The 14300-nt window shown below is 29.7% G+C and carries 10 protein-coding genes and 2 pseudogenes; 8 read left to right on the top strand and 4 right to left on the bottom strand.

Annotation, left to right across the window (positions count from 1 at the left end; genetic code table 11):
* Positions 1-32 precede the first annotated feature (32 nt).
* From ASC41_RS13005 to ASC41_RS12990, 4 genes and pseudogenes are all read right to left on the bottom strand, one after another.
* Positions 33-895, bottom strand: a pseudogene (locus ASC41_RS13005) (N-acetylglucosamine kinase).
* Between the two features lie 134 nt (positions 896-1029).
* Entirely contained in the window at positions 1030-2031 is a 1002-nt protein-coding gene (gap, locus tag ASC41_RS13000) for a type I glyceraldehyde-3-phosphate dehydrogenase (RefSeq protein ID WP_055437068.1), read from the bottom strand.
* Positions 2032-2048: 17 nt separating this feature from the next.
* Positions 2049-3035, bottom strand: a complete 987-nt coding sequence (gene pfkA, locus ASC41_RS12995) for a 6-phosphofructokinase (protein WP_055437067.1) — start codon at positions 3033-3035, stop codon at positions 2049-2051.
* A gap of 269 nt (positions 3036-3304) precedes the next feature.
* Entirely contained in the window at positions 3305-7702 is a 4398-nt protein-coding gene (locus tag ASC41_RS12990; RefSeq protein ID WP_241489671.1) for a translocation/assembly module TamB domain-containing protein, read from the bottom strand.
* A 134-nt stretch (positions 7703-7836) separates the two neighbouring features.
* Here ASC41_RS12990 and tsaD point away from each other — a divergent pair, with 134 nt between their 5' ends.
* From tsaD to ASC41_RS12950, 8 genes and pseudogenes are all read left to right on the top strand, one after another.
* A complete protein-coding gene (gene tsaD / locus ASC41_RS12985) occupies positions 7837-8859 on the top strand; it encodes a tRNA (adenosine(37)-N6)-threonylcarbamoyltransferase complex transferase subunit TsaD (protein WP_055437066.1) in 1023 nt (340 codons plus the stop codon).
* Positions 8859-9185: a TfoX/Sxy family protein gene (locus ASC41_RS12980; protein WP_055437065.1), complete on the top strand. Its 327-nt coding sequence runs from the start codon at positions 8859-8861 to the stop codon at positions 9183-9185. Before tsaD ends, ASC41_RS12980 begins: the two co-directional genes overlap by 1 nt.
* A 167-nt stretch (positions 9186-9352) precedes the next feature.
* On the top strand, positions 9353-9988 hold the full coding sequence (locus tag ASC41_RS12975; RefSeq protein ID WP_055437064.1) for a peptidylprolyl isomerase: 636 nt from the start codon (positions 9353-9355) through the stop codon (positions 9986-9988).
* A pseudogene (locus ASC41_RS12970) lies at positions 9988-10691 on the top strand (16S rRNA (uracil(1498)-N(3))-methyltransferase). The gene ASC41_RS12975 and the pseudogene ASC41_RS12970 overlap by 1 nt, the downstream one beginning before the upstream one ends.
* Before the next feature lies 1 nt (position 10692).
* Complete coding sequence (locus ASC41_RS12965) at positions 10693-11334, top strand: DUF4159 domain-containing protein (RefSeq protein ID WP_055437088.1); 642 nt, start codon at positions 10693-10695, stop codon at positions 11332-11334.
* 66 nt (positions 11335-11400) lie between these two features.
* Entirely contained in the window at positions 11401-11901 is a 501-nt protein-coding gene (locus ASC41_RS12960; protein WP_055437063.1) for a TrmH family RNA methyltransferase, read from the top strand.
* 64 nt (positions 11902-11965) lie between these two features.
* Complete coding sequence (locus ASC41_RS12955; RefSeq protein ID WP_055437062.1) at positions 11966-13066, top strand: AI-2E family transporter; 1101 nt, start codon at positions 11966-11968, stop codon at positions 13064-13066.
* Positions 13053-14249 carry a THUMP-like domain-containing protein gene (locus ASC41_RS12950; RefSeq protein WP_055437061.1) on the top strand — a complete coding sequence of 399 codons (1197 nt, stop codon included), beginning with the start codon at positions 13053-13055 and terminating at the stop codon, positions 14247-14249. Before ASC41_RS12955 ends, ASC41_RS12950 begins: the two co-directional genes overlap by 14 nt.
* Positions 14250-14300 lie beyond the last annotated feature (51 nt).

Raw genomic sequence — 14300 nt, 5'->3', positions numbered from 1 at the left:
TAATGAGGCTTTTTATGTTTTATAAAGAGTTTCTATCCCCTTTTGTTCGTATGAAACTTTACTAAACCTTCTATAGGTCGTCTTTCAAAATTACCGGTTTTGAAACCTAATTCTTTTGCAACTTCTTTTATTTCATCTTGACAGAAATAAGCAATAGAGCCAGCAAAATGAACAGGAACTGTTTTCAATTCTTCTTTAAATTGAAGAATCATGTTATTTGCAAACAAACGAATACCATCTTTTATTAATTTATTTATATATTTTGAATCTTTATTCAAAATCATAAATTCTGCAAAGTTGGCTAGATAAGCATTAGGATTTGGCTGCTTATAGAGGTTGTATTTTATGAAATCTGATTCTAAATTATATTTATCTGCAAAAGCAATTTTAATATCTTCTGGCATATGGTTAAAATAATAATCTCTTATTAATTGTTTTCCATAATAATTTCCTGAAGCATCATCCATTAAGCTATAACCTAAAGAATCTACACGTTGTTCTAGTTTTTTACCATCGTAATAACTACAATTAGAACCTGTACCTAATATACATACTACTGCAGCTTCTTCTGGAGTGTTTACAGTTGCAAATACAGCTGCTAAAGTATCTTCGTTAACTTCTACAGTTGCATTTGTAAAAAACTGTTGTAAAACCACTTTTAAAGCTAATTTTGGATTTTCTGTACCACAACCTGCTCCATAAAAAAAATATTATTAACCTTTTCTCTATTGGTTTTTAATTCCTTACTGTTTTCAATAGTCTTCCTTAGTTTTTTTTCAGAAAGAATAGCAGGGTTTAAACCTTTGGTTCTAATTTTTTCTAGTAATTGATTACCATTTATGTCTACTGCCATCCAATCGCATTTTGTAGAACCACTATCAACTATTAATATCATAATTTAAAATTAGTTTAATTAATGAGATAAAAGATTTTGAGTTTAAAAGCTAAAATCTGTTTGACATAAAAAAGCGCAATAAAAGCTTTTAAAGGTCTTTTATTGCGCTAAATATTATTTAATATACAAAAACCTTAAAGAGTATTTACTTTTTCGGCTAAATCTACTAATTTATTTGAATACCCAAATTCATTATCATACCAAGATACTAACTTAAAGAATGTAGAGTTTAACTCGATAGCAGAATCTGCATCGAAAACACTTGTTTTAGTTTCGCTAACAAAATCTTGAGATACTACAGCATCTTCTGTATAGCCTAAAACACCTTCCATAGAACCTTCAGCCGCTTTTTTCATAGCTGCTTTAATTTCTGCTAAAGACGTTGCTTTTTTAGTTTTAACTGTTAAATCTACTACAGAAACATCTACAGTTGGAACTCTAAATGCCATTCCTGTAATTTTCCCATCTAATTCTGGTATTACTTTTCCAACAGCTTTAGCAGCTCCTGTAGAAGTAGGAATAATATTATTTATTGCACTACGACCTAAACGGTAGTTTTTACGAGAAGGAGCATCTACAGTAAATTGTGTAGAAGTAGCTGCGTGAATAGTTGTCATTAAAGCTTCTTCAATACCAAAATTATCTTCAATAACTTTAGCTAATGGTGCTAAACAGTTTGTAGTACAAGATGCATTAGACACAATTGTATGCTCTGCAGTTAATTTACTATCGTTTACTCCCATTACAAACATTGGAGCATCTTTACTTGGTGCAGAAATAACTACTTTTTTAGCACCACCTTGAATATGATAATCTGCTGTTTCTAAAGTTGTAAAAATACCAGTACACTCTGCAACAACATCTGTTTCTACTTCATCCCACTTTAAGTTTTTAGGATCTCTTTCTGCTGTTACTCTAATTGTTTTTCCATCTACAATAAGGTTACCATCTTTTACTTCAATAGTACCATCAAATCTACCATGTACAGAATCGTACTTTAATAAATAAGCTAAATGCTCTACATCTAATAAATCGTTTATTGCAACAACATCTACGTTGTCACGTTTAACAGTCGCTCTAAATACAATACGACCAATTCTACCAAATCCGTTAATTCCTAATTTTAATTTTGACATAATTCTAATTTCTATTATTATGTGGTCATTATATCTGACACACGAATTAATTCTTTATTTACTTCTGATTTACCTTTTACGGCTTTTTCTAAAGGTGTTAATGCTATTTTATCGCTTAATAAACCAACCATATAATTAGATTGTCCTTCCATTAAACTTTCTACAGCTTTTACTCCCATTCTACTTGCTAAAACACGATCGAAACACGATGGCGCTCCACCACGTTGCATGTGACCAAGAACAGAGACACGTACTTCGTATTCTGTCATGTTCTCTTCGACATAGTCTTTTAATTCGAAAACATTTTTTCCAATTTTATCGCCTTCAGCTACAACTACAATACTAGAAGATTTTCCAGATTTTTTACTTCTACGTAAAGACTCTAATAAACGGTCTAAACCTAAATTTTCTTCAGGAATTAAAATCTCTTCTGCTCCTGCTCCAATACCACAGTTTAAAGCAATGTGTCCAGCATCTCTGCCCATTACTTCTACAAAAAACAATCTGTTGTGAGAACTGGCTGTATCACGAATTTTATCTATACATTCTACTACAGTGTTTAATGCTGTATCATAACCTAGTGTGTAAGCTGTTCCAAAAATATCGTTATCTATAGTTCCTGGAATTCCAATTACTGGAAAATTATATTCCTTGTTAAAGATTAGCGCTCCATTAAAAGTACCATCTCCTCCAATAGTTACTAATGCATCTATTTCTTTTACAGTTAAAGCATCGTAAGCCTTTTTTCTTCCTTCTGATGTTCTAAACTCTTTTGATCTAGCAGATTTTAAAATAGTTCCTCCTTTATTAATAAGACCTTTTACATTTCTTGCAGTAAGTTCTTTAAAATCGCCTTCAATCATGCCTTCATAACCACGATATATTCCTACACATTCTATATTATGAAAAGCGCAAGTTCTTGCTACAGATCTTATTGCCGCATTCATTCCTGGAGCATCTCCTCCAGAGGTCATTACTCCAATTTTTTTTATAGTTTTAGACATTTATTTACCTTGTTTGAAGCTAAGCTAACAAAGTAAATTAATATAATACTATCAATTTGTTAAAAATTAACAAGCGTAATTTTACTATAACGTTTTAGTTAATGAAATTGTTGAAAAAAGGTTAAAATAATGATGAATTATGACTTGGTAAATTGTCGAAAATTGAATTATTGAAGTGATTTTGAATTATATGATTCAGATAGAACCGATTAATTTAAAGTAATTAATTTAGTCGAAAAAAATATACTTATGCTAAATTAAACTGAAGATTAATCCTTCTTTATAAATTCAAAACCTGTTGGAAGCTCCTTATTTTTTTCTTCAGGAGCTGCCTCATCTTCGGGAGCTTCTTCTGTAACTTCTTTTTCTTGTTTAGTGAATATTTTTCGAAGTAGTTCTCCAAACGTATCAAAATCTACAGAATAAGCAATACCAAGACCTTGTGTGTAACCTATTTCTTCTCCAAAATTTCTAATACTATTCTCTCTATTAAATACTGTAGCGGTAAGTGTACCTTCCTCATTTAATAAGAAGTCTATTTGTACATCTCCTGCAATTACAGAGTCTCCAGCGCCGCCAACCGGTACTCCTACTTTACCATTTATTAGTACACGATCTGTAATTTTAGTTTGTAATGTAAAACCAACACGATCATCTGTATTGTACTCTGGATTGTTTTGGCCTGCTTCGTAATTTAAACCGATTTTAATTTTATTATCTGTATCTGTAAAAATCCCATTAATAAGTCCATTAATACGTTCTGCAATAGTTCCTGTAAAATTAACATCTTGTAATTGACGATTAAATCCTCCAGTAGTTAATAAATATAAAGCTTGGTTTTCTTTATCTGTATCAGAATCTAACCTATAATTTAATTCAGATTTTATTGTTGAACTGGCATTTGGGAACTCAAATTTAAATTCAGGTTCTGGTCTCTCTAATTGTCCAATTAAATTAATCTCTAATTCTACTGGAATGGTTATATTAATTGGGTTATCTAATAATGAAGACGGATTTGTTCTTGTTTTATAGATTGCAAATATATTTAATTCTGCTTCTAAAGGATCTCCGTTCCACTCTATTACACTTTCATAAGGTTTAACTGTAAACTTCTTTTCTATAATACCACCATAAAGAAAATTGTAAACACCTTCGTAAACAATAAAATCTCCATACATATTAAACTTATCATTAGTATTAATATTAAAGTTTAAAAAACCATTTCCGCGACCTCTAATGGTACTACCAGACTCTTTATCCATTACAATTTCTATAACTGCATCTTGAGTAACATCTAAATCGAAAAAGAGCTCTAAACCAGAAATGTTTTGTGTTTCTATTATTTTACCTTCAGATTTTGCTAATTTTTCTTCAGGAGTTAAAAAGTGAATAAAAGAATTATCTCCAAAAGATTCTACATCATTTAATGGAATATAAAACTCTGTACCTTCTTTAGTCTCGGCTTCTGCAGTAATTCTAAGTGCTTCGGTTGGACCAGTAATACTAGCATTTCCAGCAATAAAACCTGTTCCATAATATAAGGCTTCTTCTGTTTCTTTAGTGTCCAAGACTAAAAGTCTGTCTGTTTCAAGATTTAAGTCTAAACGCCATTTTGCAAAGTTAACATGACTAACTACACCATTTAACATTCCTTTGGTTTTGTATTTTACATCTGTTAATTTTATTTTATTAAAATTAAAGTTTTGATTATCTAAAGTTACAGATGAATTATCCGCAAAATCAAGATCTACATTTAGATAAGATATATTTAAACCACCTTTATTTATTTTTAAAGCACCATTAAAATTAGGTTGTTTTAAATTACCAACAACTGCTATATTTCCTGTAACTTCACCTCTAACTCGGCTTAGAACGGGCTCTAATAATGGAGAAAGTATATTAATATTAAAATCGTTGAATTTTAAATCTACATCTATTGCTGCGTTTTTAGAAGACACATCGATATCTCCAACAGCTTCAAAAGAATTTTTTATATCGTCTTTAATTTTAGCCTTTACACTATAATTAGTTAATGATTGGTTACCTTTTATATTAGCATCGAAAGAGCCAAAATATGTGTCATTAATTTCTAAATCGTCTATTGTTATTGAAGAACTTGGAAGATAGTTTCCATTTTTTTGAAGAAAATATAACTTACCATTTACATTACCGGCTAAAGATAAACTGTCTATTCTAGGTGTTATTTTTGTTAAATCGACATCTTTAAAGTTTAGTTTTAAATCTTTGTAAGTAGAATCTTTTACAATTCCTGCCAGTTTTATTTCTTCGTTATTATGGCTTAGTATGAGTTGTTCTATATTAAAATCTTTAAAACCATTAGCTATTTCAACTTTGTTGTACTTATCGGATGCTTCATTAAGTTTCCAAAGGTTGTTTTTAAAGGTCACTTCGCTGGTTTTAAAACCAACAACAGAATTGTTTTTTTCGTTTATGGTATGGTAAAAACTAAGGTTGTAATCGTCTGTATTATTACTTCCTCCTTTAAATTCGCTACGCATATAAAGCGTATCATTTAAAGTTACATTAATTAAATTGAATTTTGAAATATTATAAAAATTAGTATTTAAGCTATCAATCTCTACATATGTGTTAAAAAGTGGATTTTTATTATCGACCTGCACCTCTATTTCGCTTGCAAAATAATCTAGCCATTCTATTTTAGGCGATTTAAAAGTTAATTTAAACTCTTTTTCGTCCGTTTCTACACGACCTCTTACATAGGTGTTTTTACCTAGTTTTAAATCTGGATAAAATACCTCTACAATTTTATTATAGATTTTAAAGTTAAATTTTATAAACTGGTCTGTTTCAATAGCATTTGGAACTTTACTTGTATAAATGTCTTTAATCGAGTTTTCGAATAAATTTGGAACATCTTTAAACAGAAATTCACCTCTCATATTCCCTTCTATTATATCTGGAGAATTAACATTAATAATATGCTCTTTACCTTCAAAAGTAGATGTTATCGCAAAATCTTCAAAATAGTAATCGTCGGTTTCGTTTTTATAGTTTGTTTTTTTGAAAGTAATATTTCCAACGGCATCATCTAATGTTGTGCCTTTCATTTTCATTTGTACATTTCCTTTAAAAAACGACAATGAATCTCTTGTATAAAGGTTTAACTTTTTTAAATCGGCGTATTCTACATTTGCCGAAAAATCGAAGGCGTTAATATCTGTAGATAAATCTGCCAAGCCGTTAAATTCGAGTTTTAAGTTTGCATCGTTAGCAACCAATTTTCCATTAAAAACACTTTGCTCGTAATCTCCGTTTACAACAATATTTTGATAATTATATTTGTTATAATTTATAGAAAAAACATCTCCTTTAATTCCTGTTCTTAAATTCTCCTTTTTAAATCCTAAACCATCGACATCTAAATTAGACGATATCTCTCCTAGGTTTGGATCTTCTAGAAAGGCACCTATCTTAAACTTATCGAAAACAATGTTTCCTTTATAAGCAGCATGATCTATATCGTTAACATCTGTTATACTTAAATTCGATTTAATAAAACCTAACTCTGTATTAATATCTAATTCGGCATTAATTTTTGTTGATGTAATATTTGTTGTTCCGTTAATATTAAAATCTCCTAGTTTATCGAAAATTGATGGTATAGAAGCACCTAAAACATTAGGCAACAATCCTTTTAAGTCTTTATAATTAGATGTGAGATTTGAGAAGTTGCCATGCATAGCAAAGTTATTATCTTCACTATTTAAAAGGTTTTTAAAATTTATATCTCCATAAATTTTTGTACTTGTACTTGTATTTAATTTAAGGTTTTTAAGTTTTAAATCGTTTAAAGTACCGGATATCTCTGTGTTAAAACGAGCACGTTGGTTAACACCAAATTCGTTATAGAATACGTTTAATTCATCTAAAGCAATATCAGCATCACTAAAATAGGCTTCTAGTTTTACTTTATTTTCAAAATCTTTAAAGTCTTCCCTATCGTATAAAAAAGTTAAATCACCTTTTAGTGTAGAATTTTTTGTTCTAATGTTAAGCGCATTAAAAGTCATGTCTTCAAGTGTGTACTTAAAGTTAGTAGACATGTTCTGTATAATTAAACCTCTACTATCTAAAAAAGAAAGTGTATTTATTCTAGTGCTTACGTCGCTACCTTCAATTAATAAATTAGTTGCATTAATATCTAGTTTATTAAACTCAAGTACTTTTGGTATTTCTTTATTCTCGTCAATTAACCTAAATGTACCGTTGTAAATAGATACATCGCTTGAAGATAGAAGAAATGTGCTTTTTTCGGCTCTTGGATTATCATCATCAAATCTAGCTGCAAAAACATCAAGATTAGTATCTGTTTCTCCTTTATATGTGATAACATTAAAGATAAGATCTTCCATATCAATATCTCCAAAATTTAAAGTACCATCAAATAAATTTCTAAAATTTATAATTGAAGTATTTAATTCTGTAGCACTTATAAGTGTATCTTGTTTAAAATCTCGAATTAATATTTCTTTTAGCTCTACATCTCCATTAAACTGAAGTCCAACTTTGCCAATGTTTATATCGGTTTTAAAATCGTCATTAATAAGCTTAGTAATGTAGTTCCCAACTTTAGTTTGAACAGCAGGAATAGAGAATACCAGCACCAAAATGATGAAGAGTAGCAATAAAATTGCTATTAATTTACCAACTATTTTTAGAAATTTTTTGATAAGTGATTTAAGTTTAAAAAGCTACCTTTGTTTTTAGATTAAATTAAATTATAATCAAAATTAACAATTATAATGCCGAATATTTACTAATGTCCTCACAAAATATTTACATACTAGGTATTGAGTCTTCTTGCGATGACACTTCTGCAGCAATACTATGCAATGACAGAGTTTTAAGCAATGTTGTAGCTAGCCAAAAAATTCATGAAGAATTTGGTGGTGTAGTACCAGAATTAGCTTCTCGTGCTCACCAACAAAATATTGTTCCTGTCGTACACCAAGCTTTAAAAGAAGCAAATATTACTAAAGAACAACTTCATGCTGTAGCATTTACTCGTGGTCCAGGATTGATGGGCTCACTTTTGGTTGGTACTAGTTTCGCAAAATCTTTAGCATACGGATTAGATATTCCGCTAATTGATGTAAACCACATGCAAGCGCATATTTTAGCGCATTTTATTGCTGAAGACGGTTTTACTAAACCTAAATTTCCTTTTCTAGGGATGACTATTTCTGGCGGACATACACAAATAGTGAAAGTGAGTAGCTATTTTAATATGGAAGTTATTGGAGAAACTATAGATGATGCCGTTGGTGAAGCCTACGATAAAAGTGGTAAAATGCTTGGCTTAGGGTATCCTGCAGGTCCAGAAATAGATAAACGTGCACAATTGGGAAACCCTAAAGCATATCAATTTACTAAGCCAAGAGTTGCTGGTTTAAACTTTAGCTTTTCTGGTTTTAAAACTGCTGTCTTATATTTTATTCAACGCGAAGTAAAAAAGAACCCAAATTTTGTTGCTGAGAATTTAAACGACATCTGTGCTTCTATTCAATATACAATTATTGGTATTTTAATGGACAAGTTAAAATTAGCAACAAAAGAAACAGGTATTACTCGAATAGCTATTGGTGGTGGTGTTTCAGCTAATTCTGGAATTAGAAAAGCATTAAAAGAAGGAGAACAAAAATTTGGATGGACAACTTATGTTCCTAAATTTGAATTTACTACAGATAATGCAGGAATGATTGGCATTGTTGGCTATTTAAAATATTTAGAAAGCGATTTTGCAGATCAAGATGTTATGGCTTCTTCTAGATTAAAAATATAATGGCTTATAATCAGCATTTAGCAACACGAATTAGAGAACAATTAAGATATTACTCTGAAGCATTTACTGAAAAGAAAATGTTTGGAGGTGTTAGTTTTTTATACCAAGGAAAAATGACAATTGGTATTATAAAAGAAGAGTTAATTGTTAGAGTTATAAACGATAAAATGTCTGAAGAGTTGGAGAAAATAAACGTAAGACCAATGGATTTTACTAAAAAACCCACAAAAGAGTTTGTTTACGTATCTCAAGATGGTGTAAAAACCGAAACAGAATTACTTCATTATATAGAGTTAGGTTTGGAACATGCAAAAAGTAAGTTGTAGTACCATTTTATATATATAAATTTTATTTTTAATAAATTACAAGACTATTTATAGCCTTAATAATGTAGCATTTTTAAAATACTTGTTAATAAGCTCACAAACTATTACAATAGACATCTTAATTTTTCGTTTTTTTGTTCTATCAACTAAAAAAATATTTTTTTACAATGAATAAAATCGTAATCCTACTTTTACTAAGCCTTTCACTTTCTACTTTTGCACAAAATAATGCTAAAAAAGAGCTAAAAAAAATTGAAACTTTAGAGCAAGCCGAAGAATATCTTGGTGAAACAAAATCTAAAAAGAAAAAATTGATGGTTTTCAATGAAGAAAAACATCAAAGCAAACTAGCAAAAGAACTTTTAGACATGCCAGTAGGTTTAACAAAAACCGAAAGAACGCAGTTTAAAAAAACCTTTTACAAAGTAATCCAAAAGGAAAAAGAACCACATTACAGAATTAGCTATATCTTTTTTGATGGTAATAAAATGCCTGTATCTGAGATTTATAGACTTCGTAAAACAATTATGTCTGAATATGGAAAAGGTATTGATTTTGGTGATTTAGCCAAAAAATATTCTATGGGTGAAAATGCTTTAAAAGGCGGAGATACTGGTTGGGTAAAAGACGGACAATTACCTATTGAAATAGAAGAAGAAGCTAACGACTTAAAACATGAACTAGATGCTATATTCGATGTTGGTATTACAGACAATAATGGATTCTATATTATAAAAAAAACGCACAGATTGCAACTTATAAAAGAAGTTTATGTGCTTAAAGTTCAAGAAACTATAGACTAATGCAATTGTTCTATAATCCTGAAATAACAGAAACTACAGCACAATTCTCTTTCTCTAAAGAAGAAAGCAAGCATGTTATAAAAGTGCTTCGTAAAAAGATTGGAGATACCATGCATATAACTAATGGTGCTGGTTGGTTATTTTCTGCGGAAATTATTTCTGATAATATAAAAAACTGTGTAGCAGAGATTAAGTCAAAGCAATTTCAAGAGAAACCAAAATCTCACTTGCATTTAGCAGTAGCTCCTACAAAAATGAATGACCGCTACGAATGGTTTCTTGAAAAGGCAACAGAAATAGGTATTCAAGAAATAACGCCTATTATTTGTGCTCATAGCGAACGTAAGTATATTAAACAAGAACGTTTCGAGAAGATATTACAGTCTGCAATGAAGCAATCTTTAAGTTGTTATTTACCAAAATTAAATGATGCTATTGTTCTTAAAGACTTTTTGAAACAAGAATTTAATGACGATTTATTTATTGCTCATTGCGAAGAAACCAATAGGAAATCGTTAAAAAAAGAGCTAAAAAAAATAAGAATATAACTATATTAATTGGTCCTGAAGGTGATTTTAGTACCAAAGAGATTGAAATGGCTCTTAATAGTAAATTTATTCCTGTAACTTTGGGAGAAACACGTTTACGCACAGAAACTGCTGCAATTGTAGCTTGTCATTCGGTTGCTTTTACAAATGAGTAATATGAAAAAACACATAACAATTGCTTTATTTCTAATCTCTATAGCTTCCTTTTCTCAAGACTTAGCAATTTTAAAGTATAAAGGTGGTGGAGATTGGTATTCTAATCCTACAGCATTACCTAACCTTATTAAGTTTTGCAATGAGAATATAGATACAAAAATGAATGAAAAACCAGAAACAGTAGAAGCTGGTAGCACAGATATTTTTCAGTACCCTTTACTGCACATGACGGGCCATGGTAATGTATTCTTTAATGAAGATGAAGCAAAAAATCTTCGTAATTACTTAATTTCTGGTGGTTTTTTACACATTGACGATAATTATGGCATGCAACAATACATAACCAAAGAACTAAAAAAAGTATTTCCTAATAAAGAATTAAAAGAATTATCTTCAACTCACGACATATTTAAAACTGCATTTTCTTTTCCAAAAGGTTTACCTAAAATTCACGAGCACGATGGTAAAAGACCACAAGCATTTGGTTTATTCCATGAGAATAGATTAGTGCTTATTTTTACTCTAGAAAGTGATTTAGGCGATGGTTGGGAAGACCAGGAAGTACATAATGATCCTGCAGACGTTAGATTGAAAGCTTTGCAAATGGGAGCTAATATTGTTAAATATGCTTTCGAAAATTAACAGTAATCAATTAATATTGAAACTAAATCAATGATTACTGATGTATGAAAACCGATAATTTAAAAAATGCAACTCACCCACTACAATACCAACTTCAATAAAAAAACATTTCCAATCACTTTAGTTTGCGAAAACGTAACTAATGCACCAAATATTGGGAGTTTGTTTCGTATAGCTGATGCTTTTGGAGTAGAAAAAATAATCTTTTGTTCGCATGATATTCCGTTAGGTCGAAAAATGACTAAAACGTCTCGTGCAACAGAAAAAGTTGTTAAATATGAAGTTATTGAAGATATAGAAGAAGTTCTTTCAAATTTAAAGTCATCAAATCATCAATGTGTTGCTTTAGAAATCACAGAAAACAGTACTCCTATTCATACTTTCAATTTTTCTGAAGATAAACCAATAGCGCTAATAATTGGCGACGAGAATTTTGGAGTTTCAGAAGCTATTTTACAAGCATGCGATAATATAATTCATATTAATATGTTTGGACAAAATAGCAGTATGAATGTTGTACAAGCAACCAATATTGCATTATACGAAATAACAAAGCAACTCTATTAAGCAAAATTAAAGCAAATCTTCGCTTAATTTATTAAAATAACTTTTCTATCTGTATATTTACTAAATGAATTCGACAACAATATCAAACGGAATCCTTAGAGCTATTGCTATACTTATTGGTGTGGTTCTACTATTATGGTTTTTATACCAAATACAATCCGTAATTGCTTATGTTGCAATTGCAGGCGTAATTTCGCTTTTAGGAAGGCCAGTTAAACGCCTCTTTATGTCTAAACTAAAGTTTGGAGATACACTTGCCGTAGTAGCAACTATGTTCTTATTTGTGCTTATAATAGCTGGCGTTATTGGTATGTTTATTCCTTTAGCAATAGAACAAGGTCAAAACCTATCTTTATTAGATATTGACCAGTTACAAGTTAATATTGAGAATTTATATACTGAGTTTATCAATCATTTTAACTTAAAAACTTCAGATGTTGAAGACACTATTCAAGACTCAAAGTTAATGTCTAACTTTAATTTTAGTTTTATTCCAAACATTCTAAACGCTATCGTATCTGGATTTGGTAGTTTTAGTGTTGGACTGTTTTCGGTGTTATTTATTTCATTTTTCTTCTTAAAAGATAGTAGTTTATTTGGAAACAGCATCATGGCTTTTTTTCCTAAAAAACAAGATCAGCGAATTAAAAAATCGTTGTTTACAATTAGAGATTTATTGTCACGCTATTTTGGAGGCTTAGTACTACAATTATTAATCTTGTTTATTATCTATTCTGTAGTATTGTTTATTTTCGGCATTCAAAATGCTATAATTATTGCCTCTCTTTGTGCGCTTTTAAACGTTATTCCATACGTTGGACCAATGATTAGTGCCGTTTTGATAATACTATTAACCATGTCTAGTAATTTAGGAGAGAGCTTTAGTGATGTTATTTTACCAAAAACAATTTATGTAATGATTGGATTTGTGGTAGCACAATTAGTCGATAACTTTTTTAGTCAACCATTTATATTTTCTAAAAGTGTAAAATCACATCCATTAGAAATATTTATCATCATTATTATAGCTGGTTTACTTTTTGGGATAGTTGGTTTAATATTAGCAATCCCATTATATACAGCCATAAAAGTTATTGCTAAAGAATTCTTGTCAGAATATAGAATAGTAAAGAAATTAACAAAAGGATTAGATGTTAAAGAATAGTTTAAACGATGCTGTTTTAGATATTAAAAATCAAGAGTTTATAGAAACTAATTTAAATACAGATATAGGTCAATTATTACTAAAAAAAAACTTAAACACTTCAGTCGATTTAAAATTACTAATAGAGCAAATTGAAGCAAAAAAACGTTGCCAAAAAAAACTCCCTATTTGGTTTTCTACTAAAAACATATACTATCCTAATAAGCTTAATATAGAGCAAACTTCTTCTGAAATTACAGCAAAATATAAAGCTAGTTTAGTCTCCGGAAAGGCATTAATAGATTTAACAGGTGGTTTTGGAGTAGATTGTTATTACTTTTCCAAACAAATAGAGCAAGTTTACCATTGTGAAATCGATAGTAACTTATCTAATATCGTAGAGCATAATTATAAGCAGTTAAACACTAAAAATATTTCATGTATAGCTAAAAGTGGTATTACTACGTTAAAGAAAGATGAAAAACTGTACGATTGGATATATATAGATCCTTCAAGACGCGACGAAAGTAAAGGAAAAGTCTTTTTACTTAAAGATTGTTTGCCTAATGTGCCTGAGCACATAAAATTACTTTTTGAGCACTCTAAAAACATAATGATAAAAACGTCTCCATTGTTAGATATTAGTTCTGGAATTTCAGAATTGAATCATGTAAAGACAATACATTCTATTGCGGTAAATAATGAAGTAAAAGAATTATTATGGATTTTAGAACAAGACTACAAGGGCCAAATAGAAATTAAAACGGTAAACATTACTAAGGAAGACAATCAAATATTTAATTTTTATTTAAATGAAGAGTCTTCTACCACTGCAGAACTAAGTATGCCACTCACCTATCTATATGAGCCAAATGCTGCCATTTTAAAAACAGGAGCTTTTAATATTTTAGCTAAAAAATTAAGTTTAAAAAAACTACATAAACATTCGCATTTGTATACTTCAGATTCACTTTTAGATTTCCCTGGGAGGTGTTTTAAAATTAGTAATGTTATAGATTATAATAAAAAGAAATTTAAGCGAGAATTTAATAGTGTAAAAGCTAATGTAACTACTAGAAATTTTCCTGAATCTGTCCAGCAAATTCGTAAGAAACTAAACTTAAAAGATGGTGGTAATGATTATTTATTTTTCACTAAAAATAAAGAAGATAAAACAATCATTATTATTACAATTAAAGTATAAAAAAAGGCCTAATCATAACGATTAGGCCTTTTTTATTTTACTTATTCTTAG

This window comes from Lacinutrix algicola, from assembly GCF_001418085.1.
GTDB lineage: Bacteria > Bacteroidota > Bacteroidia > Flavobacteriales > Flavobacteriaceae > Lacinutrix > Lacinutrix algicola.
The sequence above is the reverse complement of the archived record's forward strand: the minus strand, read 5'-3'. Positions and strand labels throughout refer to the sequence as shown.